The sequence below is a fragment of the Vibrio atypicus genome (assembly GCF_009811315.1).
GTDB lineage: Bacteria > Pseudomonadota > Gammaproteobacteria > Enterobacterales > Vibrionaceae > Vibrio > Vibrio atypicus.
In genome coordinates this window covers 212,434-237,731 of the sequence record NZ_BLID01000008.1, presented here as the reverse complement: position 1 = coordinate 237,731, position 25,298 = coordinate 212,434, and the positions used below count along the sequence as shown (strand labels likewise).

Genomic DNA, 25,298 nt, shown 5'->3' with positions numbered 1-25,298 from the left:
GCACCCTCTGCTTACTTGGCGAAAATAAGCGAGAACCCATTATGAAACAGTTAAATGTCGATGTTGCCATTATCGGTGGTGGTACTGCAGGTCTAGGCGCTTATCGCGCAGCAAAAGCTCACACAGACAACGTTGTGATGATTGAAGGTGGTCCATATGGCACAACATGTGCCCGTGTTGGTTGTATGCCGTCAAAGCTACTCATAGCTGCAGCAGAAAGCGTACATCAAATTGAAAAAGCACCTGGTTTCGGTATTCACCCTCAAGGTGAGATTGTCATTAATGGCCGTGAAGTAATGGACCGAGTTAAACGCGAGCGTGACCGTTTCGTAGGCTTCGTGTTGGAAGGCGTTGATGAAATACCGGCTCAAGACAAAGTATCTGGTTACGCAAAATTCATCGATAACAACACCTTGATAGTCGATGACCACACACAAATCCGCGCTAAACGCATTGTTATCGCAACAGGTTCTCGCCCAGCTTATCCTGGTGTTTGGAATGAATTAGGCGATCGCCTAGTCATCAACGATGATGTGTTTGACTGGGATGACCTGCCAGAATCTGTTGCCGTTTTTGGCCCAGGTGTAATTGGTTTAGAACTTGGTCAGGCGCTGCATCGCCTAGGTGTAAAAGTGAAACTGTTTGGTCTTGGTGGTCAAGTCGGTCCACTGACTGACCCAGAAGTCATGGCTTACGCAGATAAAGCATTCAAAGAAGAGTTCTACCTAGATGCTGACGTCAAGGTAGAGAGCATGAAACGCATCCCTTCACAGAAAGAAGGTGAGAGCGATCAGGTCGAGATTCAGTTCATCAACCATGATGGCGAATTAGAAACGTTTATTGTGGATTATGTGCTGTCTGCAACAGGCCGTCGCCCTAATGTCGATAAACTGGGTCTTGAGAATACAACGCTTGAGTTGGATGAACGCGGCGTTCCAACAGCCGAGTACTACACGCTGCAAACGTCGGTTGAGAATATTTTTATCGCGGGTGATGCAAGCAACCAGATCCCACTACTGCATGAAGCAGCGGATCAAGCGCGTATCGCAGGTGACAATGCAGGTCGATTCCCAGATATTCGCGCAGGCCTTCGTCGCTCGGTTATTTCTGCCGTTTTCTCTGATCCACAAATCGCGATGGTTGGTGAAACTTACAAACAGTTAACGACACGTTTGGGTAACTGCGGCTGTTTTGCAACAGGAGAAGTTTCATTTGAAAACCAAGGACGCTCTCGCGTGATGCTGCGTAACAAAGGTATTTTGCATGTCTACGGTGAGCAAGGTACGGGTCGCTTCTTAGGCGCAGAAATGATGGGGCCAAACGCGGAGCATTTAGCCCACTTATTGGCTTGGGCACATCAGAACAAAATGACCGTGTCTGAAATGCTGGATATGCCTTTCTACCACCCTGTCATTGAAGAAGGCGTTCGTACTGCGCTACGCGATCTAAATGCGAAGCTGCACCTTGGCCCAGAAATGGTGAAACATTGCCTAGATTGCGGCCCAGGTTGTTAATTTCCGTTCACTAAAGCAAAGTTTAAATACTAAAAAGGAAAGCCCTGGGCTTTCCTTTTTCTTTTGGAGCGAGATATCTGGAACCTCCGGTGTTACTTGAACACTTAGCAACAGCTGCTGTTCTTCTCTGCGGCAATCACCGAGATCTCAACCAATAACGCTTCACGAGCCATGTCACCAGTAACACATGCTCTTGCTGGCGCGTGACCTTCAGGCACCCAAGCATCCCACACTGCATTCATCGCTTGGAAATCTTTCATATCTTTAAGATAGATAGTCGCTGACAACATATGCTCTTTATCACTGCCCGCTTCCAATAAAAGTTCTTCCACTTTATCTAGCATGGTTTGTGTCTGCTCAGTAATGTCTTTAGTTGCATCGGCACACACCTGACCACATAAGTAGATCACTCCGTTGTGCTTAACAATACGGCTCATACGTTGTTTTGTTTGCTGTCGTTCTATCATTTTTCTCACTTTCCGGGTCGGTTAAGATATTCTAGTACTGGGTATGTTACAAAATAAGCCACCACATGACATGTAATAGCTGTGAAAAATCGAATTGGTTTTGGAAAAAAATAGGACGCTGCCAACGATGTATGGATCAATTGACCGTGCTCTCGGTGGTGTGTTGGATCATTTGGTGGTTTGCCTTTCGTGATAACCCACAGAGTATTGAGTCCATCGCACTGATCATGGCTGGGTTTGCCTTCAACGGCTTGCTGTTTCTCCACCTATGGATGAAGTTTGTCGTTTTGCCGTGGCGTAAACGTAATGGTAAAGAAGAGTAATTCGATACTAGACGAGCCAATACATAACGCTGTGCCAGAAAGAAAAAAAGCCCCAGAACCAATGTCGGTTCTGGGGCTCTCCTAGATTCTTCTAAGAAAAAGCAGTGGTACTTTAATAGACCGGGCTTTTTCTAAAAGGTTCCCAAATTATAACGATCTTTTTTGATCTTTTTTTGAACACCTTGCAAGTCAATCACTTATGCAACATTCGCTCGTGCAATTGATTTCTCAACCAGATTTACTTCTAGAGCGACTTCATCACAAGCGTGCTGTCGAGGACACTGTTCGCAATCTTTTAACACTTTCTCAGGCAAGAGTGATTTAGAAGTCGGTAAGAAACTTTGCTTCATAAAGAACTCTGGAGTACGGGTTAGTACAAACACTTTTTTGATCGCCATCTGACGCGCTTTTTCAACTAAGTACTGTACTATCGCACTACCTTGTCCCTGTCCTTGCCAACCAGCTTCAACCCCTAACGAACGCACTTCTGCCAACCCTGAGTCATACACGTACAGCGAGGCGCAGCCCGTCACTTCTCCATGATGTTCCGCCACCGCGAAAGAGCCAATATCACGCACAAGTTCATTACGCGAACGAGGTAAGTTTTCGCCCATATTCGCCCAGTAAGTCACCATTCCTTCTAGAGCTTCAATGTCAGTCAAACGAGCCGGACGCACATTGACCGCTGAGGTATCACGAATGGTCAAACGCGATTCGGCTTGCTCTACGGCATGCGCCACTTGCTTCGGTGATACACCACCCAGCGCGCTACGTTTCTCAAGACAAGATTCAATAGTCAAGATGTCATAAACATCCGCTTCAATCACTTCAGAGAACTCTTTCAGTTCTTCAATAGATAGCTCTTCTAATGCACAACCTTTGGCAATCGCCCCGACAACCGCAACACCCACGATATGGTGCGCTTCACGGAATGGAATGCCTTTAGCAACTAAGTAATCCGCAAGCTCTGTCGCATTTGCGTAACCTTGTTTCGCGGCTTCTAGCGTACGCTCTTCATTCACTTTGATACCATCAAAGCAAAGCGCAGCCATTTCCATGCAATCGTTCCAAGTATCTAGCGCGTCGAACAGGCCTTCTTTGTCTTCTTGCATATCTTTGTTGTACGCAAGCGGCAACGCTTTTACCGTCATCATCATACCGGCAAGTGAACCATATACACGACCCGTCTTACCACGGATAAGCTCTAGAGCATCTGGGTTCTTTTTCTGTGGCATCAATGAAGAGCCAGAAGTAACCGTATCCGCTAACTCAATAAAATTAGACTCACCAGAGTTATAAAAGATCATATCTTCAGCAAGACGTGATAGGTGCAACATTGAGATTGAAGCGACTGACATCAGCTCCATCACATGGTCACGATCCGATACGGAATCAAGTGAGTTACGCGTCGCACGACGAAAACCTAAATTGTGCGCCAAATTTTCACGATCGATTGGATAAGCGGTACCGGCTAATGCGCCCGAACCCAATGGGCATGTATCCAAACGCTCAATCGCATCACTAAGGCGAGAATAATCACGCTCAAACATCTCAACATAAGCTAAACACCAGTGAGCAAAAGTCACAGGCTGAGCACGTTGTAAGTGCGTGTAGCCCGGCAGCACCGTATTTTGGTGAACTTTAGCCACAGAGACCATTTGAGATTGCAGACGATCTAACGCCATCAATAGTTGTTGGCCTTGCTGACGACACCAAAGCTTTAAGTCGGTTGCGACTTGGTCGTTACGAGAACGGCCAGTATGGAGCTTTTTGCCTAAGTCGCCGACCTTACTGATCAACTGCTGTTCAACCCATGAGTGGATATCTTCGGCATCAGAACGAAGGATCTGATGTGGATCTTCCATTACTTCGAGCTTGAGTTCATTAAGTGCCAACTCAAGTTTCTGCTGCTCTTCTTCATTGAGGACATCAACAGACAACAGAGCCTTTGACCAAGCAATCGAGCCAACAATATCTTGTTCAGCCAATCGGTAATCGAAGCGCAATGAGTCGTTAAAATCTTTGAATCTCGTATCTGCCGCTTGGGTAAATCTTCCGCCCCATAATGCCATTGCGTATCTCCTGATTACCTGTGCTCACTAAACATGCTAGTAGCTATATTGCTTTGATTGACTCTGAATTGAATTCAGTATTTTATGATGGTTCAAACTTACGGCAAAACAGAACAAAAATAAAGTATTAATTCACTATTTTTACATATTTATTCAGCGGGATTTTATCAATCAAGATTCTTTGCTCCAATAACAAGAAAGCCCACCTGCAAGCAAGTGGGCTTTTGAATTCATAGAATAAAGTGATTACTTTTTCTGACTGTTTAATGCACGGATACGGCTTGATAGTGAGTAAAGACGGATAAAGCCTTCTGCATGGCTTTGATCATACACTTCATCTTCACCGAAGGTCGCAAACTGTTCACAGTACAAACTGTTTTCTGAGCGTTTTTGCGTCACAGTAGCTTGGCCCTTATAAAGCTTAACCACAACTTCACCATTCACATCTTGAGCCAGCTCCTCTGAAGCCGCCAAGATAGATTTACATAGTGGCGTAAACCAACGACCATCATAAACTAGGTGAGATGCTTTTACGCCAAGCTCTTCACGGAACTCAAAGGCTGTTTTATCCAATACTAGTTGCTCTACTGCACGTAGTGCTTCCATCATGATGGTACCACCCGGAGTTTCGTAACAACCACGAGACTTCATACCAACCAAACGGTTTTCTACGATATCGATACGGCCAATACCGTGCTTAGCGCCTTTCTCGTTCAGGTACACTAGCGCGTTGTATGGTGTCATTGCTTCACCATCAACACCAACCACTTCACCTTTCTCTACTTGCAGAGTGACGGTTTCCGCTTCATTTGGAGCTTGTTCTGGATCAACCGTCCAAGCCCAGCAATCTTCATTAGGTGCATTCCAAGTATCTTCTAGCACGCCACCTTCCGTTGAAATGTGCCATGCGTTTGCATCACGCGAGTAGATCTTAGTTAGTGAAGCGGTACATGGAATGTTACGCTCAGCAAGGTAATCTAGACACTCTTCACGACTCACTAGATCCCACTCACGCCATGGCGCAATCACATGTAGGTCTGGTGCTAGAGCCGCAAAAGCACCTTCGAAACGTACTTGGTCATTACCTTTACCTGTACAACCATGACAAAGAGCATCAGCCCCCACTTTACGCGCTACTTCAACCTGTGCTTTGGCAATGATAGGACGTGCCATTGACGTACCTAGCAGGTATTTGCCTTCGTAGTAAGCACCTGTTTTCAGCGTTGGGTAGATGTAATCTGCCACCATCTCTTCTTTAAGGTCAGCGATGTAACATTCAGATGCACCAGACGCTTTCGCTTTTGCCTCAATACCTTCTAGTTCTTCTTCACCTTGGCCAACATCAGCAACGAATGCCACTACTTCACAATCATAGTTTTCTTTTAACCATGGAATGATTACTGATGTATCTAGACCGCCAGAGTATGCGACAACTACTTTATTTACTTGAACTTTGCTCATTTTCTTTCTCCAAATCCCGGCGCTGCGCTTGGCGGTCAGTGCTACGGGTTACATCCTAGTTATTCCGTCTATCGTGATGCTCAGTGCATCACAATCAATTCTTTATTACTGCTTTGGTAGGAACTGGGTTCCAATGCTTTTACCTGCGAACAACTCCACCAGCTTGTCTGGGTAACGCCATGTCGCCACTTCAATTGGTCGACCTAGGTCATTGGCTGCTTCAAGTGCCGCATTTACCTTGACAATCATTCCGTCAGTGATGACGTGGCCTTGGATCAGGCTTTTCGCTTCTTGCTCATTAAGGCTTTTAATCAGATGTCCTTTGCCGTCTAACACGCCACTCACGTCTGATAACAGCACCAATTCCGCATCTAAAGCACCCGCTACCGCTACTGCTGCTTGGTCTGCATTGACGTTCATCAATTGCCCTTGCGCGGTTAAACCGATTGAGCTAATGATTGGCAGCGCGTCAGCCGCTAAGATAGCTTGCAGAACTTCAGAGTTACCTGGCGTTGCTTTGCCCACCGCGCCTAACTCTGGGTCTAGTTCTTCAACTTGGCATAAGCCGCCATCCGCTAAGCTAAGACCGACAGCATTCAAACCATCTTTGATTGCTTGACCTTGCAACATTTTGTTCGCCGTTCCAGCTAACGCCCCCGCAATCACAGGGATCTGCTCGTAAGGGGTCACACGTAGGCCATCCTTCTTCACTGTTTTCAGTTGAAGTTGAGCCATTAGATCGTCCACCAGATAACCTCCTCCGTGGACGATCACAATTCGTCGCTGAGCTTGCTTTTGGTAGTTAGCAATTGCGCTAAAGACCTGGCTAAGAGTCTCAGTACAAGACAGTGCGGCACCGCCTAATTTGATCACTAATGGAGTTTGTTTGTTATCTGTCATTACTTTTCCCTTACCTCTTCACTTAAACACGCTTGTTTAAACAAGGGCAGTTAACTCTGGAAATCCGTAGTGGATGTTTAAACATTGCATCGCTTGACTTGATGCTCCTTTAAGTAAGTTATCAATCGCAGACACTACGATGATGTGCTCACCTTGAACCTTCCAGCCAATATCGCAGAAAGGTGTATTCTCTACATTTTGAATCGATGGCAAGACCGACTCTAATAGGCGCACAGCAGGCTTATCTTGATAAACCGATTCAAAAGCCGCTGAGACTTGTTGTTCTGTTACACCTGAGGCTAGCTTCATGGTAATCGTCGCCAGAATGCCACGCTTAAAGTTACCTAGGTGTGGCGTAAAGATGACATCACAGCCGAGATGACTGGCAATTTCTGGCTGATGACGATGATTAAACACACCATATGGCTGCATGCTTACTTCGCAAAAACTGTTAGTCATCGACGCCTTTCTTCCGGCGCCAGAAACACCACTGGTCGCGTTAATCACAGGCCATTGGGTCGTATCTAAAAGCTTGGCTGCTAGTAAAGGCTTAATTGCCAATTGCGATGCCGTTGGGTAACAGCCAGGAACCGCTACAAGTTGGCTTTGCTTTATTTCAGATGCATTCCACTCCGCTAAGCCGTATGAAGAGTTATCTAGTAAAGCTTCATATTTATGCTCAAAACCGTAAAACTCCGTGTAGAAACCTTCTTTCTTCACTCTGAAAGCACCAGAGAGATCAAAGACCTGACACCCTTGCTCTAAAAACTGAGCAGCTAAGTCATGACTCACCTCATGAGCAGTGGCTAAAAAAATCACATCAGCAGCCTTCGCTACCTGTTCAACATCCTTAAGTGGTTGAACAGGCTCGTCAATTATTCCTTTTAGCTTACGGTGCAAATCAGAAATGCTTTTACCCGCATCAACACTATTGGCGGATACATATAAACCTGTTAGCGTAAGCTCTGGGTGTTTGTGCACCATTAGTGCGAGTTCAGCTCCGGTATAACCGCTTGCGCCAATGATTGTGGTTTTAAGCATTTCGACATCCATTTTCTTTTAAATCAGCCGCTCAAAGAGTGACTACAAATTTACAAAAACATCGCTTTTATCGGTTTTTTATTCATTAAAAGTGATTTATTATGTGTTTTACCTTCTAAATTGATTTATGTCAACAGGGAAAGCAAACTAAATATGCAATTACCGAGTTTTAAAGAGGTCTATCAAGGCCTAATTTCTACCTCATCGATCAGCTCAACTGACCCGAGTTGGGATGAAGGTAACGCACAAGTGATTGAAAAGCTGGCAGGCTGGTTAAAGGATGTCGGCTTTAGTGTCGAAGTCACCGAAGTCGAACCAAACAAATTTAATCTAATCGCCAAAAAAGGCAGTGGCGAAGGCGGGCTGTTACTTGCAGGTCACAGTGATACTGTTCCATTTGATGAGGGACGATGGAACTTTGACCCACACGCTCTGACTGAAGCAAACAACCGCTTCTATGGTCTAGGTACGGCGGATATGAAAGGTTTTTTTGCCTTTATTATTGAAGCAGTAAAGAAAGTAGACTGGAGTAAACAGACCAAGCCGCTTTATATACTTGCGACCTGTGATGAAGAAACCACCATGCTGGGTGCACGTCACTTTACTGAAAACGCTCCCTTTAAACCGGACTACTGCATTATTGGTGAACCGACTAGCCTAGTACCGATTCGCGGCCACAAAGGTCATGTTGCCAATGCAGTGCGTGTAACAGGTAAATCAGGGCACTCTTCCGATCCAGCTCTTGGCGTGAATGCAATCGAGATCATGCATGAGGTGCTGTTTGCGTTAATGCAGCTTCGTGACAAACTTATTAAGGAATATCACCACCCTGGATTTGCGATCCCAAGTCCAACCCTCAACCTTGGTCATATTCATGGCGGTGACAGTGCAAACCGCATCTGTGGTTGCTGTGAGCTTCATTATGATGTGCGCCCACTGCCTGGCATTAGCTTAGATGGTTTGGACAATATGTTACGTGGAGCGCTCAACGAAGTGGAAGCCAAATGGCCAGGCCGAATTGAAATTACGCCACTGCATGAGCCAATCCCAGGATATGAGTGCCAACATGACCACCCATTCATTGGTGGGGTAGAAGAGATTTGTGGTATCGACTCACAAACCGTCAACTACTGTACAGAAGCGCCATTCATACAAGAACTCTGCCCAACGCTTGTTCTTGGCCCTGGCTCAATAGATCAAGCACACCAACCTGATGAGTTCTTGGCATTTGAATTTATCGACCCGACAATCAATATCTTGTCGAAGGCAATGCATAAGTATTGTTTTTAGTGCCTAGTTATCTGTGAAAAGGGTTGGTGTCGTACGCCAACCCTTTTTGAATATAGAGACTCCACCTCTAACAGGAAAAACCGACCTACCAGTCCCATTCTGTAATAAAGTTTCAACATAATTAGTCAATCACATAACGAAAATAGCTTTACATTCCTTTGCACAATATTTGCAAACTTTGCATGCGTTAATTGACTCCGGGCAGCATTTTTAGCTAGATTGTCTGTTGAACAAAAGAACATTGGATGTAATTTTTTTACAAGGCAGGATGACAATGAATGAGAAATACTCTGCTCTCCGAAGCAATGTAAGCATGCTCGGACACTTGTTAGGCAACACCATCAAGGATGCGCATGGTGAGGAACTACTAGAGAAAGTCGAAACGATTCGTAAACTTTCTAAGTCCGCCCTAGCAGGAAATCAAGCAGACAGAGAAAGCCTGATTGAGGAAATCAAAAATCTACCGAATGAGCAGCTTACCCCTGTTGCTCACGCATTCAACCAATTCCTCAACCTGACCAATATGGCAGAGCAGTACCACACAATTTCTCGTCATTGTGATGCTCATGTCTGTGAACCAGATGCTCTAAATAGCCTTTTCTCTAAGTTGAGCCAAAATGACATTGGCAAACTGGATACTGCTCAAGCGGTTCGTGAACTGAACATTGAGTTAGTGCTCACCGCTCACCCAACTGAAATCACCCGACGCACCATGATTAACAAGCTTGTTAAAATCAATGAGTGCCTATCTAAACTTGAGCTCGGTGATCTATCAGTAAAAGAGCGAGCGAAAACAGAGCGTCGTCTTGAGCAGCTTATCGCACAAAGCTGGCATTCAGATACCATCCGTAAACAGCGCCCAACGCCACTTGATGAAGCAAAGTGGGGCTTTGCGGTTGTTGAAAACTCATTATGGGAAGCCGTACCAGATTTCTTACGTGAAATGGATGGCCGCCTAAAAGATTATCTAGGCGAAGGCCTACCGATTGATGCGCGCCCAGTTCACTTCTCCTCTTGGATGGGTGGAGACCGTGACGGTAACCCGTTTGTGACTCATAAGATCACCCGTGAAGTGATGCTACTTTCTCGTTGGAAGGCTGCTGATCTTTACCTCAATGATGTCAATGAGTTAGTTAGTGAACTCTCCATGACCAAATGTAATGACAAGATTCGTGCATTGGCAGGTGAAGATGAGCACGAACCATACCGTGCCGTTCTTAAAGAACTTCGTACACTACTGAACGAAACCAAAGAGATTCTGGACGCTAAAATTCACGGCCAAAAGCTGGCAGTGAAAGCGCCTCTTCAGCGAATTGAGCAGCTTTGGGAACCTCTTTACGCGTGTTACCAGTCATTGCATGAGTGTGGCATGGGCATCATTGCTGACGGCTCTCTACTCGATACACTACGCCGCATCAAAGCATTCGGCGTGCACCTAGTTCGCCTCGATATTCGCCAAGAAAGTACTCGCCATTCAGATGTGCTTTCAGAGCTGACTCGTTACCTTGGTATCGGTGATTACGACCAATGGAGCGAGCAAGACAAGGTTGCTTTCCTAACTAATGAATTAGCGTCAAAGCGTCCTCTATTACCGCGTGATTGGGAACCATCAGAGCCCGTCAAAGAAGTACTTGATACGTGTAAGATTGTCGCCGCTCAACCTCGTGAAGCATTTGGTGCTTACGTAATTTCAATGGCTCGCACCGCATCGGATGTGCTGGCTGTTCACCTACTGCTACAAGAATCTGGCTGTCCGTATCGCATGGATGTCTGCCCACTGTTTGAAACGCTAGAAGATTTGAACAACGCAGAGTCAGTGATCAAGCAACTTATGGGTATCGACCTTTACCGTGGCTTTATTCAGAACCACCAAATGGTGATGATCGGCTATTCTGACTCAGCAAAAGATGCTGGCGTTATGTCGGCAGGTTGGGCGCAGTACCACGCAATGGAATCTTTAGTGAAAGTCGCTGAAGAAGAAGGCGTTGAGCTAACACTATTCCACGGCCGAGGCGGTACGATTGGTCGAGGTGGTGCACCAGCACACGCAGCACTACTTTCTCAGCCACCAAAGAGCTTGAAAGGCGGCCTACGTGTAACCGAGCAAGGTGAGATGATACGCTTTAAGCTTGGCCTGCCAGAAGTTGCCGTAAACAGCTTCAACTTATACGCAAGTGCGATCTTGGAAGCGAACCTACTGCCACCACCAGAGCCGAAACAAGAGTGGCGTGATTTGATGAACGTACTCTCCGAGGTGAGCTGTGAAGCATACCGTAGCGTTGTACGTGGCGAACCAGATTTCGTTCCTTACTTCCGCCAAGCAACGCCTGAACTGGAATTGGGTAAATTACCGCTTGGTTCACGCCCTGCGAAGCGTAACCCAAATGGTGGTGTAGAAAGTTTACGTGCTATCCCTTGGATCTTCTCATGGAGCCAAAACCGCTTGGTACTTCCAGCTTGGTTAGGTGCAGGTGAAGCGATCCAATACTCTGTCGACAAAGGTCATCAAGCGCTATTAGAAGAGATGTGTCGTGAATGGCCATTCTTCTCGACACGTCTAGGTATGTTAGAGATGGTGTACACCAAGTGTAACCTTGAGATCTCTCGCTACTACGATGAACGCCTAGCGGATCCAGAGTTACTGCCATTGGGTGATCGTCTACGAGCTCAACTGCAAGAAGATATCAAAGCTGTACTGGCTGTAGAGAACAATGAGAACTTGATGCAAAGCGACCCATGGGGCCTTGAATCGATTCGTCTACGTAACATTTACGTTGAGCCATTGAACATGCTGCAAGCTGAACTGCTTTATCGCACGCGACAAAGTGAAGATGCTTCAACAGATGAGCTTGAAGAAGCCTTGATGGTCACCATAGCAGGTATTGCGGCCGGTATGCGTAACACGGGTTAATCGCAACCAGACTCTTATTTTAATAAGGCTAGCGTTCGCTAGCCTTTTTTTATTCCCATCTAAGTAAACAGACTTTACCAACAACTCAAACCACCAGACGGACAATTAGAACCAAACTGCAGAATATATCCCTATATTTTCTAATTATTGAGAAAATTATCAGTTTTTTGGTTTATTTTGTCCTTCTATTCCACTTTATGCTTATTATTTAGATATACTACTCGTTCGCTACATGTATATATAATAATTCCACCATGTAGTTTCCTCGATTCCAATGTGTATCGATCTAGGTGATAAACGGCTTTTAAGGTGACATGGCCAACATATTAGTTGGCGCTGCTTAACCATACCCACGGGTATCTTTCTGATTATAAGTGCCATAGAAGCACACAGGAACTAAGCAGTTTTATTTGAAGTTTATTGACCATTTGGATTGAAGACATGTCATTACCACACGTTATCCTAACAGTTCTAAGCACACGCGATGCAACTGGCTACGATATCACCAAAGAATTTTCAGCAACTATCGGTTACTTCTGGAAAGCAAGCCACCAGCAAGTATATCGCGAACTCAACAAGATGGCTCAGAATGAGCTAGTAACCTGCGTCCTTGAACCTCAAGAAGGCAAACCTGACCGTAAAGTTTACTCTATTACTGATGCCGGCCGTACTGCATTAGGAGAGTGGTTCGATCAACCAACTGCACACCCAACCGTCCGTGATGAGTTTTCTGCGAAATTGATGGCTTGTTCTGTTCAACCATCAGCGCCATACCGAGTGCAATTAGCAGAGCTTGTTGAAGAATCTCGTAAACTTGTAGCACACTATCAAGAAATAGAAAGCGCCTACTACTCTACGTCATCAACACTGGATAAGCAGCAACGCCTTGAGCGCCTGACACTTCGCCGCAACCTGTTGATCCGTCAAGCATGGATACAATGGGCTGATGAAGTTCTAGAAGAACTCACTGCATTGGCTTAATCGCCATTAATGTACTCAGAAATAACAAACCGAGCTAAACAGCTCGGTTTTTTTGTATGACATTCCGACTAACCGCATTTGTTTTTGAAATCTCTCGCAAGTTTATAAAACCCAACAGAATTTAGCCTGTAACCACGCCATTATGCACACTATATCACATACAAGGATCTGTCTATGTCGCGGCTTAAATTCCCTTCATCAATTCTCTTCATCTTTTGCTTACTCTTAACCGGTTGTGCAAACCAAGCCCTACTAGATGCACAGCCAGCCATGGTGTCGCAGCAAAGCACCCAATTAGTGCCCCAGTCGGCGGATAAAGTTGATATGTATTTCGTTGGTTTTGCCGCTAACGCTTACCAAGACGTATTTATGAAAGAAGTCACTTACGTCCAGAAGCTATTTGACAGTAAGTTTGATACTCAGGGCCGCTCTCTGCTGTTAATCAACAACAAGAAAACTCAAGATAGCTATCCAATGGCTACTTCAACCAATCTTGCAACAAGCTTGAATAACATTGGCCAGCAGATGGATCGCGAGCGAGATGTGCTGTTTCTTTTCCTAACAGGTCATGGTGAGTATCGATATGGCTTAAGCGCGAGTTTCGGTCCAAACCACAATGAAACTATCTCACCAAATGAGCTAAAAACCATACTGGATGAGTCACAGATAAAATGGCGTGTCGTTGTGGTATCTGCTTGTTTCTCTGGCAGCTTCGTAAAAGAGCTGGCTGACCTTAACACATTAGTCATCACCGCTGCTGACCCTTACCAGCCTTCATTTGGTTGTACTAATACTGCAGAGTTTACTTTCTTTGGCGAGGCATTTTTTAAAAATAACCTAACTCGAACCCATTCCTTCTTTGAAGCTTTCCTTGATGCCAAACAAGAGGTCACCATCAAAGAGAACAAGCTTGGCTATGATAACTCCAACCCTATGTATCAAAGCGCTAAGCCGATTGACGATCAGCTTTCGTTAATGGACTTATAACTAGGGTGTGTTGACCTAAGCTCTAAAAACAAAAATGCCAGTTGTAATAACAACTGGCATTATTATTTCTACCTAGCACTCAGTAATCTAGATACCGTCACCGCCAATAAAGCTTTGTGACTTACCGTTAAACTGTTGGTCCATATCAAGCGATGGCTTATCGGTTTTCGGGCGACCGACGATTTTAGCCGGTACACCCGCGACAGTTGTATGGGCTGGTACAGCTTGCAATACCACAGAACAAGAGCCAATTTTAGCGCCCTCACCGACTTCGATATTACCTAAAATCTTCGCGCCAGCACCAATCATCACACCTTCACGAATTTTCGGGTGACGATCACCGCACTCTTTACCTGTACCACCTAAGGTCACATCCTGCAGTATGGATACATCATTCTCGACCACCGCCGTTTCACCGATAACGATACCAGTAGCATGGTCAAGCATGATCGCACGACCAATGCGCGCTGCTGGGTGAATATCAACCTGACACGCGACTGAAATTTGATTCTGTAAGTAAGTCGCAAGCGCTATACGGCCTTGCTTCCAAAGCCAATTCGCCACTCGATAGCCTTGAAGGGCGTGATAGCCTTTAAGATAAAGCAACGGCATAGAGTACATAGCAACCGCTGGATCTCGGTTCACTGTTGCGCAGATGTCACAAGCCGCTGCTTCGGTAATCGATGGATCAGCATTAAATGCCTCTTCGACCACTTCACGTACTGCCATTGCTGGCATTGAAGCTGTATTTAACTTATTAGCAAGGATGTAGCTCAAGGCTGACGCTAAACTATCATGCTTAATGATGGTGGCATGATAAAAGCTTGCTAGCATTGGCTCTTGCTCAGAAAGCTCACGTGCTTCGCGCACAATCGCTTTCCAGACTTTCTGTTTTTCGCAATGTTTCATGTGACTTCCTAGTATCCAATCCGCTAGATACAATTTCTCTCGACGGCTTTATGCTTCTGCTTTCTTATCACGAGCAAGAAGATCCTTCGCAACCAAACGTGCATCCTTTCCTTGATACAATACTTGATAAATTTGGTCAACAATTGGCATCTCAACACCAACACGTTCAGCCAACAAAAAGACCTCTTTGGTGTTACGGTAACCCTCAACCACTTGACCGATTTCTTCTTGTGCCGTATCCACATCTTTACCTTGACCCAGAGCTAAACCAAAGCGGCGGTTGCGCGATTGGTTGTCTGTACAAGTCAAAACGAGATCACCTAGACCCGCCATACCCATAAAGGTCTCTGGTTGCGCGCCTAGAGCTGCACCTAAGCGGCTCATTTCTGCAAGACCACGAGTGATTAATGCTGTACGGGCATTGGCACCAAAACCCATACCATCCGACATACCTGCACCAATCGCAATCACGTTTTTCACGGCACCGCCAAGCTGCATACCAATGAAGTCACTGTTAGCGTAAACACGGAAAGTCTTGCTGCAGTGGATCTTTTCTTGAAGATCGGCAACAAATTCAGCATCTGGCGAAGCAACCGAAATCGCTGTCGGCATCCCCATCGCGAGCTCTTTCGCAAAGGTTGGGCCAGATAAAACGGCCAGTGAATACCCCTCACCTAAAGCATCATTAGCGACTTCTTTCAGTAAGCGACCCGTTTCAGGCTCTAGGCCTTTGGTTGCCCAGCAGATGCGGGTATCTTCACGTAGGAATGGTTTAGCGTTATTCAATACAATACCAAACACATGGCTTGGTACGACAACCAGAAGGTCACGGCTCGCTTGCACCGCTTTCTCTAGGTCTGATTCCACGATGAGTGACTCAGGGAAATCAATATTAGGTAAGAATTCATGATTGGCACGATCCTTTTCTAGTCGAGCCATATGCTCTGGATCGTGGCCCCAAATTACAACATTCGCACCATTACGTGCCAAAGAGATCGCCAAAGAAGTACCGTATGAACCAGCACCAAGCACCGTCATAGAAATCTCTTTACCGTAGGCATTGGCCATATTTTTATCTGTCATTGTTCCGCCTGATTGTCGTGTAATTGACTAGAATCCAGTAGTAAGTAGCCAAATTGCATTTAGATACTGACCAATAAACTCTGGTCCATTTAAACAAAAAATGCACAGTGCATCATGATATTGGATGCTCTGTGCATTTTATTACTGCCCTGAAAAATCAGAGTCAGTGAATTAAGCTTCCGCTTGGCCTTCAGCCTGAGCTTGTTGCTGTAGGTAGTTCATAAACAGAGCATCAAAGTTAACTGGTGCTAGGTTTAGCTGAGGGAACGTACCTTTAACAACTAGGCTTGAGATAGTTTCACGAGCGTATGGGAATAGGATGTTTGGACAGAAAGCACCTAGGCAGTGTGCTAGTTGACCTGCTTCCATCTTATCAGCTGTGAAAATACCGCCTTGTTGAACTTCACATAGGAAAGCTGTTTCTTCAGCGTTTTTAACCGTTACAGTTAGACGAAGAACAACTTCATAAACACCTTCACCTAGCTCACGGCTTTGCGTATCTAGGTCCAGCTTTACATCTGGGTTCCACTCTTTTTGGAACATATCTGGAGAGTTAGGCGCTTCGAATGAAACATCTTTTAGGAAGATACGTTGAATTGCGAAGTTTTGAGCTTCTTGTTGCGGTGCTGCTTCAGCCATTTTAAAAATCCTTTAATCCTTGAATATTAAGTCTGTTTTGAGACTAACCGAGAGAGCTTGCTATGACTAGGTTTACGCACAATTTCGTGGAAGCCTTCACATCTCTCTCCGTCAAACGCTGACTTTTCAATCAGCGCTGCAAGTATTCGCTAAGAAATTACTTTTTACCTTTCACTAAAGGTAGGTTCGCTTCGTTCCAAGCAACTAAGCCGTTTTTCAGCATGTTTACTTTTTCAAAGCCTGCTTTCGCTAGTAGATTAGCGCTTTCTTGAGCAGTTTGACCTGTCTTACATACTACGATGATTGGGTCAGATTTACGGTTTTCAAGGCTACCGAAGTTACCGGCTTTAATATCAGACGGCAAAATGTGAACTGCATCGGTAATATGACCTTTGCGGTATTCATCCTTCGCACGAATATCAACAACCACACCATTTTCACGGTTCATAAGAGTGGTAACTTCGTTTGCTGAGATCTCTTTATAAGCTGCTGTCGCAGACTTTACGATATTCATAATAAGGGCGACTAATAAACCCACCCATACCAGAGAAAGAATCATGTTCTCTTGAAAAAATGCGATGTACTCTTGCATGTCCTGTGCTCTTTGATGATAAAGCCGCCACTTCAAATATGAAGAATGTATAACCAAAATAGTTGGAGTTGCAGCTAGGCGACAAGTCAATTCGGCCCCACTAGCATAGATCTTCTATGTGATTAGGGCGGCCCGGCGATCCGGTGAATTGACGCCGTCAACAACGCTTGCAGCTTCAAATATGAAGGGTATAGCGACTTTAGGCTAAAAATTCAGACTCGAAGTATAGCGAGGTTAAGATGCCTAAGCGAGTCAATTACACGCAGAATAGGAATCTATTACACATTTCTCTATGCTCTAGGAAACGGAAATGCCGTAACTTGATCGATATGATCGCAGCCGATCGCCAACATGATTAACCGATCAATACCTAGCGCGACTCCAGCACACTCTGGTAAACCAGACTGAAGAGCAGCGATCAAATGATGATCGATAGGTTGAGGGGACAAACCCATTTCGATTCGTTTTACGTTGTCCTCTTCAAAACGTTTCAGTTGCTCTTGTGGGTTATCAAGTTCATGAAAGCCGTTCGCTAGCTCAATGCCTTTGAAGTACACCTCAAAGCGATCAGCGACGCGTGGGTCTTGTTGATTGATCTTCGCCAATGCCGCTTGTGAGGCCGGAAAGTCATAGACGAACGCTGGCACAGTTTGGCCAATCTTTGCTTCTACACCAATACTAAACAGCAGTTGTAATAAGGTATCACGATCTTGTTCTGGCTCTGCGATATCACTTAACCCAAGCTCACCTGCCACCACTTTCAGTTCATCCATAGAACCTTCAAGCGGACACACTCCAAGCACCTTGATAAACGCTTGCTGATAGGTCATACGCTCAGCCTCGTCACATTCAAGTACTCGTTGCAGCAATTGGTCCATTTCGTCCATGAGCTTATGGTGATCAAACCCGACGCGATACCACTCGAGCATGGTAAATTCTGGGTTGTGGTAGCGGCCATTCTCTTCATTACGAAATGCTTTGTTGATCTGATAGATACACCCACTTCCGGCTGCCAAAAGTCGCTTCATGTGAAATTCTGGGCTAGTCATAAAATAAAGCTTGCTGCCATCCGCGTAGCCTGGGCCCACAAATTCAGTTTGAAAGGTATGCAAATGAACATCCGTCACAGTGGCGTGGCTCATTGCTGGCGTATCGACTTCTAATACGTCTCGCTCTGCGAAAAACTGTCTAATGCTATTTAATAGCTTTGCACGTTGGCGAAGTTGCTCAATCGAAGCGGTAGGTTGCCAATCACTATTCATTGCATATTCTCTTCATCGGTATCTAGAGCCGGAAAATATCAAGTTTATCGAATATTGCCTAGCCAAATAGTCGAAATATCCTCATACACTGAAGCCGTAAATAATAACTAATAACGGTCAAAACTGAAGCAAGCATTCCACGTACCACAGTACAAAAATCACCCACCATTAACCCTATTATCAATGAGAGCAATGTTATGCAACAGCCACTTAACAAACTCCTAGGCAAAGCGAGATAGCGAAACATTCCCTGCCGTGATTGTAGTCACATAATCTATAAATTTTATGCTCTTATATGCATTACCGGAGCAAAAACCTGACTACATCAATTTTTCTCCAAAAAAGCTCTTCTAAACTAACCCTACCACTTTTGGGGAATTACCCCATTTAATTATAACAAGCGGATAATTCCGCAATTTCACACTGGAGGATAACTGTGCAGATTATCACCACAGATATCGCAGTGATCGGCGCAGGCGGCGCTGGTCTTCGCACTGCTATTGCAGCAGCTGAAGCAAACCCTGACTTAGAAGTTGCTCTGATTTCTAAAGTTTATCCAATGCGTTCTCACACAGTCGCAGCGGAAGGCGGCTCAGCAGCAGTTATCAAGGATGAAGATAGCCTAGACAACCACTTTAACGATACTGTTGGCGGTGGTGACTGGCTATGTGAACAGGACGTTGTTGAATACTTTGTAGAAAACGCGACTCGCGAAATGATCCAAATGGAGCAATGGGGCTGCCCATGGAGTCGTAAAGAGAACGGTGAAGTCAACGTACGTCGCTTTGGCGGTATGAAAGTTGAGCGCACTTGGTTCGCAGCCGATAAAACCGGCTTCCACATGCTTCACACCCTATTCCAGACATCAATGAAATACGACAACATCAAACGTTTTGATGAGTATTTCGTGGTGGATCTACTTGTTGATGAAGGCGAGGTTCAAGGCCTTATCGCGATTCACATGTCAGAAGGTGAATTAGTTACCATCAAAGCAAAATCAGTTGTATTGGCAACAGGTGGCGCAGGTCGTGTTTACCACTGTAATACCAACGGCGGTATCGTAACAGGCGACGGCATGGCGATGGCTTACCGTCACGGCGTTCCCCTACGTGATATGGAGTTCGTTCAATACCACCCAACGGGTCTTCCTGGTACAGGTATCCTGATGACCGAAGGTTGTCGTGGTGAAGGCGGTATCATCGTTAACAAGAATGGCTACCGTTACCTACAAGATTACGGCATGGGCCCTGAAACTCCAGTTGGCCAGCCGAAGAACAAATATATGGAACTGGGTCCACGTGACAAGGTTTCTCAAGCTTTCTGGCACGAACAGCAGAAAGGCAACACCATCAAGCACCCTCTTGGTGACGTCGTACACCTAGACCTTCGCCACCTAGGTGAAGAGTACCTGCAAGAGCGTCTACCGTTTATCTGTGAACTAGCGAAAGCGTACGTGAACGTTGACCCAGCAAAAGAGCCAATTCCAATTCGCCCTACTGTTCACTACACCATGGGTGGTATTGAAACTAACGGCGAATGTGAAACGCGTATTAAAGGTCTATTTGCTGTCGGTGAGTGTGCTTCAGTTGGTCTTCACGGTGCAAACCGCCTAGGTTCTAACTCACTGGCTGAGTTTGTGGTATTCGGCCGCGTTGCTGGTGAACAAGCGGTGAAACGCGCAGCAGAATTCAAAGGCTGGAACGAAGAGTCTATCGCGGCTCAAGTAAAAGCGGTTGAAGAGCGCATCGCAGCACTGATGAACCAAGAAGGTGATGAAAACTGGGCTGATATCCGCACTGAAATGGGTCACACCATGGAAGCTGGCTGTGGTATCTACCGCCAAGAAGATCTGATGCAAGCTACGATCGATAAGATCACTGAGCTAAAAGCACGCTACAAAAACATCAGCATCAAAGACAAAGGCAAAGTGTTCAACACTGACCTTCTGTACGCTATCGAAGTGGGCTACGGCCTTGAAGTTGCTGAAGCTATGGTTCACTCAGCAATATTGCGCAAAGAGTCTCGCGGTGCGCACCAGCGTCTTGATGACAACTGCACTGAGCGTGATGACGTGAACTTCCTGAAACACTCTCTGGCCTTCTTCAAAGAAGATTCAGCACCAAGTATCGACTACAGCAGCGTGAAGATTACTAAATCTCAACCAAAAGCACGTCTATATGGTGAAGCAGCAGAAAAAGCGGCAGCAGAAGAAGCGGCTAAAGCGGCAGAGAAGAAAGCAGAGGAGCAAGCATAATGTCAGCGAATCGCATCCAAAAAGTAGAAGTTCTGCGTTACGACCCAGAGCAAGATGCAGAACCGCATTTTCAAACCTTTGAAGTGCCGTTTGATGAAACTATGTCAACGCTTGATGCACTTGGTTACATCAAAGATAACCTAGATAAAGACCTATCTTACCGTTGGTCTTGTCGCATGGCGATCTGTGGTTCTTGCGGCATCATGGTTAACGGTGTGCCGAAGCTTGCATGTAAGAGTTTCCTACGTGATTACCCAGATGGCGTGAAAATTGAGCCGCTAGCTAACTTCCCAATCGAGAAAGACTTGATTGTGGATATGACGCCATTCATCGAACGTCTTGAAGCGATCAAACCCTACATCATTGGTAATGACCGTAAACCTGAAGATGGCACGAACCTACAAACGCCTGAGCAGATGGCAAAATACAAACAGTTCGCTGGTTGTATCAACTGTGGCCTTTGTTACGCGGCATGTCCTCAGTTCGGTCTAAACCCTGAGTTTATCGGTCCTGCAGCATTAACGCTTGCGCACCGTTACAACCTAGATAGCCGCGACAACGGTAAATCTGAACGTATGGCGCTAATTAATGGTGAAAACGGTGCCTGGGGCTGTACGTTTGTTGGTTACTGTTCAGACGTATGTCCTAAGAACGTAGACCCTGCAGCAGCAGTAAACCAAGGTAAAGTTGAGTCTTCAATGGACTTCGTTATCTCAATGTTCAAGCCTGACGGCACACCAACGAAAACAGCAGAGGAGGCGTAAGATGAGTAACCGTAAACCTTACGTTCGTGAAGTAAAACGTACTTGGTGGAAAAATCATCCGTTTTACCGCTTCTACATGCTGCGTGAAGCCACCGTACTGCCATTGATCCTATTCACACTGTTCCTAACCTTCGGTTTAGGCTCATTAGTGAAAGGGCCTGAAGCGTGGCAAACCTGGCTAAACTTCATGGCTAACCCAGTGATCATCGCGATTAACATCGTGGCACTCGCTGGTAGTCTGCTTCATGCTCAGACTTTCTTTAGCATGATGCCGCAAGTTATGCCAATTCGCCTAAAAGGTAAGCCAGTAGACAAAAAGATTATTGTGCTAACTCAATGGGCTGCCGTGGCATTTATTTCACTAATCGTCTTAGTCGTGGTGTAAGGAGCGTTAACGATGAAACCTAATTACTCTGTTGATAGAGCTCCGAAACGTTCAGATGAGCCAATCTGGTGGGGCCTATTTGGCGCTGGCGGTACTTGGTTTGCGATGATTACTCCAATCACTATCTTAGTGCTTGGCGTACTAGTACCACTGGGCGTGATTAACGCAGAAGCACTTAGCTACGAGCGTGTGTCTGAGTTTGCAACTAGCATCATCGGTGCACTGTTTATCATTGGTACGCTAGCTCTACCAATGTGGCACGCAATGCACCGTGTACATCACGGCATGCACGACCTGAAATTCCACACAGGTGTGGTTGGTAAAGTGGCATGCTACGCTTTTGCTGGTTTAATCTCAGCGCTAGCGGTTATCTTTATCTTCATGATTTAGAGACTAACTGAAGTAAAAAAGAGGCTGATAGTATCTATCAGCCTCTTTTTATTTTACAAAGCTCTCAGTGCTTTGGGTTACCCATGTTCCTATTGCTGCGCCACCTTCTTTGTTTGGTCCATTAAGCCTAATGCGCCAAATCCTGTAATCACATCCAAGTTGGTTTTTAGACCAGTTTCGTCACTACCACCGATGTAATTTTGTGGCATCTGAACTTGGAAGTTTTGCAGGTTACTATAGAGAGAGTTTGCAACATCTCGGTTTAATTCTGCTAAATAGACTTCGCGGTTAGCGCCCAACGCAGCGTACTTCGCTTTTAATACTTCAGCCTCAGCTCGACCTTTCTCTAGAATCGCTTTCGCTTCAAATTCTGCCGATAAAGCATTCGCTTGCTGAATCGCTAGGTTTGCTTCGGCAATCGCTAACTCTTTCTCTTTGTCCACTTCAGCTAAGCGTTTGGTCTTCTCGACTTCAACAATTTCTCGCTCAGCAATTTGCCTTGCGACTTCAACCTCTTTCTGTTGAGAGATAATAGCCAGTTCTTTCTGACGCTGCGCATCTTGAACTTCACGAGTTCGCTGAATTTCTTTACGAAGCTGCTCGGTTTCCGCCTGTGCCTTAGATGTTTCTTGCTCCTGTATTGCACGGATGCGGTCGGCCACTAAACGCTTTTTATCAGCTAATAGTTGATCAAGCTGCTTCTCAGGTTGAGGATCGCCAATAGTCACCTGCGTCACTTGAATTCCATATTGTTGTAATGGATTATCCTGTCGAACAGGTTGGCCACTTTCGTCCACCACAGGCACTGTTTTCCAAACGAGCTGATTCGTACGTTGCAGCTGATTGGCATTCGACTGATCGACACCCACTGGCGCGAGATCTAGCTGCTCCACTTCCACCTGACGACGCTCTGTGGTGTAGATGCCGTCGCGCAGCTGATCACCAAGTTTTGATTTGAATTGATTCAAACCACCTTGGAAAAACTCTTCCCCTGTGTACTGAGTTGCGGTAATGACAGTCACGTTACGTGCATTCTTTACTAAAAGCGCATCAATAAGGTTACTGTTATTGCGAAATTCTCTATGCATTTTCTTAACCGCTTCAGGATCGTTGCTGAGCTTGAAACGAAACGTCACCGGTATTTGACCTATGTAGGTATCTGCAAATCGCACTTGTACTGGGTCAAGGCGTTGATAAAAGTCTTCACCTTTGCTGTTACCAAATGACACAGTAATAACTTGATCATACTGAGTGATCTTGGAAAGAAACGGCATTCGGAAGTGAATCCCAGGTTCGGTGAACACATCCAATTCGCCAGTAATGTTATTTTGGTGTACGTAGCTGTAACCTGCGTCAGTCATTAAGACTGAGCTATTAATTGTTAAGCCCAATGCGAGTAACGGCACACCAAATACTGCCGCTTTAATTCCTCGGTGTAACATCTGACGACGCTGTTCCACCTTCGAAGTTTGTCCTAAGCCCAAATCGTTCATTCTAATTCTCCTTTGTGTTGAATGAGGGTTCTCAAAACCAAATAAAAACAAAATGTTATAAAGAAGCTCATCAACATTTATAAATGTAACAAAACATTTAACTTAGGAATAATCGAAAGATTCACAAAATAAACATGATTTTTCCGAAATATATAAAAATCTTATTTATGAATTAAGGAGACAAAAAAGCCGACCATTCGGTCGGCTTGATAAAATAAATTGTCGATTAAAGAATAAAACGACTTAGGTCCTCATCTTCAATCGTGTCGCCCAGTTTGTCTTTCACATACTCAGCGTCAATCGTTAACTTCGCGCCCGCTTTGTCTGTTGCTTCAAATGAAATCTCATCCATCAAGCGTTCCATCACAGTATGCAGGCGTCGAGCACCAATGTTTTCCGTAGTTTCGTTCACTGTCCAGGCCGCTTCTGCGATCTGAGTAATACCGTCTTCAGTAAACTCAACATCCACTTCTTCGGTCTTCATTAGTGCAACGTATTGCTCTGTTAGAGACGCTTTAGGCTCAGTTAGGATACGTTTGAAGTCATTGCTTGAAAGCGCTTCTAGCTCAACACGAATTGGCAGACGACCTTGTAGCTCAGGGATTAGATCCGATGGCTTAGCCACTTGGAATGCGCCTGATGCAACAAATAGGATGTGGTCTGTTTTCACCATGCCGTGCTTAGTCGACACTGTGCTACCTTCAATCAGAGGCAGTAGGTCACGCTGAACACCTTCACGAGACACATCTGGGCCAGAGCTTTCACCGCGCTTACAGATTTTGTCGATCTCATCGATAAATACGATACCGTTGTTTTCAACGTTGTAGATCGCTTGCTCTTTAAGCTCTTCTTGATTCACCAGCTTCGCCGCTTCTTCTTCAGACAGCGCTTTAAACGCATCTTTAATCTTTAGCTTGCGCTTCTTCTTCGTGTCACCGGCAAGGTTTTGGAACATGCCTTGTAGCTGATTGGTCATCTCTTCCATACCTGGAGGCGCCATGATCTCTACACCCATTTGCGGCGCAGCGACATCGATTTCGATCTCTTTGTCATCAAGCTTGCCTTCACGCAATTTCTTACGGAAGATTTGACGCGTATTTGAAGAAGTATCATCTTGCTGTTCGTTTTGACCCCAAGCATCGCGAGCTGGCGGTAGTAGTGCATCAAGGATACGCTCTTCTGCTTGCTCTTCTGCGCGGAACTTTACTTTTTCCATCGCTTGCTGGTGGGTCATTTTGATTGCCACATCCGTCAGATCACGGATGATGGTTTCCACTTCCTTACCCACGTAGCCAACTTCAGTAAACTTAGTCGCTTCTACCTTGATGAAAGGGGCATTTGCTAGCTTAGCTAGACGACGAGCGATCTCGGTTTTACCCACACCTGTTGGGCCGATCATCAGAATGTTTTTTGGTGTTACTTCTACACGTAAGCTCTCTTCAAGCTGCATACGGCGCCAGCGGTTACGTAGAGCAATCGCTACCGAGCGTTTCGCGTTTTCCTGACCAATGATATGGCGGTTTAGTTCATGAACAATTTCGCGAGGAGTCATTTCAGACATAATCAATTTCCTTAAATTT

At 45.4% G+C, this 25,298-nt stretch carries 22 protein-coding genes; 10 read left to right on the top strand and 12 right to left on the bottom strand.

Features of this window, described 5'->3' with window-relative positions:
- Nucleotides 1–41 precede the first annotated feature (41 nt).
- Nucleotides 42–1,514 carry a dihydrolipoyl dehydrogenase gene (locus GVO60_RS17220; protein ID WP_159656225.1) on the top strand — a complete coding sequence of 491 codons (1,473 nt, stop codon included), beginning with the start codon at nucleotides 42–44 and terminating at the stop codon, nucleotides 1,512–1,514.
- Nucleotides 1,515–1,618: 104 nt separating this feature from the next.
- Here GVO60_RS17220 and GVO60_RS17215 read toward each other — a convergent pair whose 3' ends face one another.
- Nucleotides 1,619–1,981: a RidA family protein gene (locus GVO60_RS17215; RefSeq protein WP_159656223.1), complete on the bottom strand. Its 363-nt coding sequence runs from the start codon at nucleotides 1,979–1,981 to the stop codon at nucleotides 1,619–1,621.
- Nucleotides 1,982–2,046: 65 nt separating this feature from the next.
- Here GVO60_RS17215 and GVO60_RS17210 point away from each other — a divergent pair, with 65 nt between their 5' ends.
- Nucleotides 2,047–2,304, top strand: a complete 258-nt coding sequence (locus GVO60_RS17210) for a DUF3624 domain-containing protein (RefSeq protein WP_159656221.1) — start codon at nucleotides 2,047–2,049, stop codon at nucleotides 2,302–2,304.
- A gap of 197 nt (nucleotides 2,305–2,501) precedes the next feature.
- On the opposite strand, the gene argH is transcribed toward GVO60_RS17210, so the two are convergent.
- The 4 genes from argH to argC all read right to left on the bottom strand — a co-directional run bounded on the left by argH (nucleotide 2,502) and on the right by argC (nucleotide 7,778).
- A complete protein-coding gene (gene argH / locus GVO60_RS17205; protein WP_159656219.1) occupies nucleotides 2,502–4,376 on the bottom strand; it encodes an argininosuccinate lyase in 1,875 nt (624 codons plus the stop codon).
- 246 nt (nucleotides 4,377–4,622) lie between these two features.
- The gene (locus GVO60_RS17200) at nucleotides 4,623–5,837 is read right to left on the bottom strand and encodes an argininosuccinate synthase (protein WP_159656217.1); all 1,215 of its coding nucleotides are present in this window, start codon (nucleotides 5,835–5,837) and stop codon (nucleotides 4,623–4,625) included.
- Between the two features lie 105 nt (nucleotides 5,838–5,942).
- Nucleotides 5,943–6,737, bottom strand: a complete 795-nt coding sequence (gene argB, locus GVO60_RS17195) for an acetylglutamate kinase (RefSeq protein ID WP_159656215.1) — start codon at nucleotides 6,735–6,737, stop codon at nucleotides 5,943–5,945.
- A 36-nt stretch (nucleotides 6,738–6,773) separates the two neighbouring features.
- Nucleotides 6,774–7,778 (bottom strand): N-acetyl-gamma-glutamyl-phosphate reductase, encoded by a 1,005-nt coding sequence (gene argC / locus GVO60_RS17190; RefSeq protein WP_159656213.1) that lies wholly within the window; start codon nucleotides 7,776–7,778, stop codon nucleotides 6,774–6,776.
- A 153-nt stretch (nucleotides 7,779–7,931) separates the two neighbouring features.
- Here argC and argE point away from each other — a divergent pair, with 153 nt between their 5' ends.
- From argE to GVO60_RS17170, 4 genes are all read left to right on the top strand, one after another.
- Complete coding sequence (argE, locus tag GVO60_RS17185) at nucleotides 7,932–9,068, top strand: acetylornithine deacetylase (protein WP_159656211.1); 1,137 nt, start codon at nucleotides 7,932–7,934, stop codon at nucleotides 9,066–9,068.
- Nucleotides 9,069–9,342: 274 nt separating this feature from the next.
- Nucleotides 9,343–11,979, top strand: a complete 2,637-nt coding sequence (gene ppc / locus GVO60_RS17180; RefSeq protein WP_159656209.1) for a phosphoenolpyruvate carboxylase — start codon at nucleotides 9,343–9,345, stop codon at nucleotides 11,977–11,979.
- 441 nt (nucleotides 11,980–12,420) lie between these two features.
- Entirely contained in the window at nucleotides 12,421–12,960 is a 540-nt protein-coding gene (locus tag GVO60_RS17175) for a PadR family transcriptional regulator (RefSeq protein ID WP_159656207.1), read from the top strand.
- 174 nt (nucleotides 12,961–13,134) lie between these two features.
- Nucleotides 13,135–13,947, top strand: a complete 813-nt coding sequence (locus GVO60_RS17170) for a C13 family peptidase (RefSeq protein ID WP_159656205.1) — start codon at nucleotides 13,135–13,137, stop codon at nucleotides 13,945–13,947.
- Between the two features lie 87 nt (nucleotides 13,948–14,034).
- Here GVO60_RS17170 and cysE read toward each other — a convergent pair whose 3' ends face one another.
- From cysE to epmA, 5 genes are all read right to left on the bottom strand, one after another.
- On the bottom strand, nucleotides 14,035–14,856 hold the full coding sequence (gene cysE / locus GVO60_RS17165; protein ID WP_159656203.1) for a serine O-acetyltransferase: 822 nt from the start codon (nucleotides 14,854–14,856) through the stop codon (nucleotides 14,035–14,037).
- A 48-nt stretch (nucleotides 14,857–14,904) separates the two neighbouring features.
- Nucleotides 14,905–15,939 (bottom strand): NAD(P)H-dependent glycerol-3-phosphate dehydrogenase, encoded by a 1,035-nt coding sequence (gpsA, locus tag GVO60_RS17160; protein ID WP_159656201.1) that lies wholly within the window; start codon nucleotides 15,937–15,939, stop codon nucleotides 14,905–14,907.
- A gap of 171 nt (nucleotides 15,940–16,110) precedes the next feature.
- Nucleotides 16,111–16,578 (bottom strand): protein-export chaperone SecB, encoded by a 468-nt coding sequence (secB, locus tag GVO60_RS17155; protein ID WP_159656199.1) that lies wholly within the window; start codon nucleotides 16,576–16,578, stop codon nucleotides 16,111–16,113.
- 157 nt (nucleotides 16,579–16,735) lie between these two features.
- A complete protein-coding gene (locus GVO60_RS17150; protein WP_159656197.1) occupies nucleotides 16,736–17,170 on the bottom strand; it encodes a rhodanese-like domain-containing protein in 435 nt (144 codons plus the stop codon).
- Between the two features lie 290 nt (nucleotides 17,171–17,460).
- Nucleotides 17,461–18,432: an elongation factor P--(R)-beta-lysine ligase gene (gene epmA / locus GVO60_RS17145; protein ID WP_159656195.1), complete on the bottom strand. Its 972-nt coding sequence runs from the start codon at nucleotides 18,430–18,432 to the stop codon at nucleotides 17,461–17,463.
- A 436-nt stretch (nucleotides 18,433–18,868) separates the two neighbouring features.
- Between epmA and frdA the strand changes: the two genes are divergently transcribed.
- The 4 genes from frdA to frdD are packed head-to-tail and all read left to right on the top strand — an operon-like array spanning nucleotide 18,869 to nucleotide 22,225.
- Nucleotides 18,869–20,686 (top strand): fumarate reductase (quinol) flavoprotein subunit, encoded by a 1,818-nt coding sequence (gene frdA, locus GVO60_RS17140; protein WP_159656193.1) that lies wholly within the window; start codon nucleotides 18,869–18,871, stop codon nucleotides 20,684–20,686.
- A complete protein-coding gene (locus GVO60_RS17135; RefSeq protein ID WP_159656191.1) occupies nucleotides 20,686–21,450 on the top strand; it encodes a succinate dehydrogenase/fumarate reductase iron-sulfur subunit in 765 nt (254 codons plus the stop codon). Before frdA ends, GVO60_RS17135 begins: the two co-directional genes overlap by 1 nt.
- Nucleotide 21,451: 1 nt before the next feature.
- Nucleotides 21,452–21,835 (top strand): fumarate reductase subunit FrdC, encoded by a 384-nt coding sequence (frdC, locus tag GVO60_RS17130; RefSeq protein WP_053441439.1) that lies wholly within the window; start codon nucleotides 21,452–21,454, stop codon nucleotides 21,833–21,835.
- A 12-nt stretch (nucleotides 21,836–21,847) separates the two neighbouring features.
- Nucleotides 21,848–22,225: a fumarate reductase subunit FrdD gene (gene frdD, locus GVO60_RS17125; protein ID WP_159656189.1), complete on the top strand. Its 378-nt coding sequence runs from the start codon at nucleotides 21,848–21,850 to the stop codon at nucleotides 22,223–22,225.
- Between the two features lie 89 nt (nucleotides 22,226–22,314).
- Here frdD and GVO60_RS17120 read toward each other — a convergent pair whose 3' ends face one another.
- The gene (locus GVO60_RS17120; RefSeq protein ID WP_159656187.1) at nucleotides 22,315–23,718 is read right to left on the bottom strand and encodes an SPFH domain-containing protein; all 1,404 of its coding nucleotides are present in this window, start codon (nucleotides 23,716–23,718) and stop codon (nucleotides 22,315–22,317) included.
- A 226-nt stretch (nucleotides 23,719–23,944) separates the two neighbouring features.
- A complete protein-coding gene (gene hslU, locus GVO60_RS17115; RefSeq protein ID WP_159656185.1) occupies nucleotides 23,945–25,279 on the bottom strand; it encodes an ATP-dependent protease ATPase subunit HslU in 1,335 nt (444 codons plus the stop codon).
- Nucleotides 25,280–25,298: the final 19 nt, after the last annotated feature.